Source organism: Mycobacterium sp. TH-M82 (genome assembly GCF_057473605.1).
In genome coordinates, this window is the sequence record NZ_JBYCKY010000238.1 from 1 (window position 1) to 2,502 (window position 2,502).

Annotated in this window: 2 protein-coding genes; both read right to left on the minus strand. The window is 70.4% G+C overall.

What is annotated here, in order from left to right:
- Positions 1–1,155, minus strand: a 1,155-nt coding sequence (locus AC2VON_RS07045) for a cytochrome P450 (RefSeq protein WP_486952298.1), incomplete at its 3' end; no start/stop codon positions are given.
- Positions 1,152–2,502: amidohydrolase family protein (locus AC2VON_RS07050; protein ID WP_486952299.1), on the minus strand; the 1,351-nt coding region annotated here is incomplete at its 5' end. The genes AC2VON_RS07050 and AC2VON_RS07045, both read right to left, overlap by 4 nt.

The window sequence follows — 2,502 nt, forward strand, 5'->3', positions numbered from 1 at the left end:
CGGCGGCGCGGCGTCGGGGGCCGGCCGCATGTCCGGCAGTCGATCCAGCAGCGCGTTGATCGCCACCGTGGTCTCCATCCGGGCCAAGTGCATACCCAGGCACAGGTGCGGGCCGCCGCCGAACGTCAGGTGTGCGATGTTGCGCCGGGTGGGATCGAAGCGGTCCGGCTCCGGATACCGGTCCGGGTCCCGGTTGGCGGCTGCCACGCTGACGTTGACGTTGGTACCCGCCGGGATCGCCAGCCCGCCGAGATCACAGTCGCGGGTCGTCACCCGCATCACCGCGGTGATCGGCGGCTCCCAGCGCAGCGCCTCTTCGACCGCGCCGCGGATCATGCCGCGGTCCGCGCGCACCTCAGCCAGCAGCGCCGGGTCGGTGAGCAGCGCGACCAGCAGATTGCCCGAGGCTCGGTAGGTGGTCTCGACGCCGGCCGGCAGGATCAACAGCAGTAACGCGAAAATCTCATTGTCGCTCAGGCGGGCACCGTCGATCTCCGACTCCGCCAGCATGCTGATCAGGTCGTCCTGTGGGTCACGCCGACGCTCGGCGAGAATCCTTCCGAGGTACTGCTTCAGCGCTGCCGAGGCGGCCATCCCGCGGTCCCAGTCGTAGACCACGTTGAGCAGCTCGATCGACAGTCGTTGAAACCGCGGGTAGTCGGCCCGCGGCAGCCCCATGATCCGGGCGATGACCTGGACCGGGAACGCGAACGTGAACTCGCGAACCAGCTCGGCGCGTCCGCGCGGCGCGAACCGGTCGATGAGCTCGCCGACCACCACTTCCACCAGTTCCCCACGCCAACGGTCCAGCAGCGCCGCCCGAAACGACGGCGCCACCAGCGCCCTGGTGGCCAGGTGTTCGGCGCCCCCGAGTTCCAGCAGGGTGCGGCCCATGACCGGGCCCATGATCTGTTGGTAGATCGACGACGAGAACGTCACGTCATGGGTGAGCACCGTCCGGCACTCCTGGTAACCCAGCACCGTCACCCCGTCCACCCCGAGCGTCTGGCTGGCGGCTTCGGCGAACGGGTTGCCGACCATCACGCGGTGTTCCTTCCGCGCCGCGCGCAGCCGCTCGTGCACGTTCTCGACCTGCATGAGCAGCCCGTCCTGCAGCTCGGCCGGATCGAATTCGTCGGCAACCGAACTCGTCATGGCGACACCGTTTCGGTGTCCCGGCCGGAGTGCAGCACCGTGCCGGGCAGAGCCCCGGTCGCCACGCCGTCGCGGCAGACCTCGACGCCGCCGACCCAGACCGAGCTGATCCCGCGGGCGTCGGCGACCAGTCGGGGCGCGCCCGCGGGCAGGTCGTAGCGGGTGTGTTCCCGACCGTGGTCGACGGTCGCCGGGTCGAACAGCACCAGGTCGGCGTGCCAACCGGGTGTGATCCGGCCGCGGCCACGCAACCCGTAGAGCCGGGCCGGCACGTCGGTGATCAACCGGACGGCTTCTTCGAGCGTCACCACCTGATGCTCACGGACGCCGCGACCGAGCAGCGACGTGGTGTAGATCGCGCCGCACATCATGTCCAGGTGGGCTCCGGCATCCGAACCGCCGATCACGACGTCGCGGTTGCGCCACACCTCGGCGCGCAGCCGCCAGTCGGCGGCCTCGTCGCCGGTCGGCGCCGGCCTGAGCCCGGTGCGCAACTCGTCGGCGATCACGATGTCGCACAGCGTGTCGAAAGGCTCACGGCCACGGGCGGCGGCCACCTCGCCGACGGAACGACCTGTAGCGTCGCCGTTTTCGGCCGCGAAGGTCTCGACGATGATCAGCCGCTCCCAGCGCGCCAGGCCGCGCAGGACACCGGCTTCCTCGGATTGGGCGCCCTCGTTGAGCCGCCGGCGCACCTCGGGGTCGGAGAGCGCCGTGAGCCGCTCGGGCACCGGCAGGTGCATGGTGTCGCGCCAGCCGGGCAAACCGTCGAGCACGAAGCCGGACAGAAACGACAACCGGATGGTCATGGCGTGCGGCAGGGTCAGTGCTAGCACCCGGCCGCCGCGCCCGGCGGCGATCTCCGATGCGCGCAGCTGTCCAAGATGACCGGTCGGGTTGGCCGCCGTCACGCTCAGCACGTTCCAGTTCAGTGGCCGGCCGGCCGCCAGGGACATGTCGGTGAGCAACGCGACCTCGTCGTCGGTGAAGCCCGACAGGCAGCCGGGCACGATCGCCTCCAGCGTGGTGCCCGGATGGTCGCGGACACCGCCGGCCAGCGCGACAAGTTCTTCGTGCGAGGCGCTGCGCGACGGCACCGGATGGCCCGCGGCGTCGTTGTGGGTGTGCGACTGCGATGTCGAAAGTCCCAGCGCCCCAGCGGACAGCGCGTCGTGCAGCAATGCCGCCATCCGTTCGATTTGGTGCCGGCTCGCCTGACCACCGACCGCACCATCGCCCATCGCCGCCAGCCGCAGCGCGGAGTGGCCGACCAGGAAGCCGGCGTTGACGGCGATGCGGCCGTCGAACCGCGCCAGCCAGTCGTGAAACGACGACCATTCCCAGTCC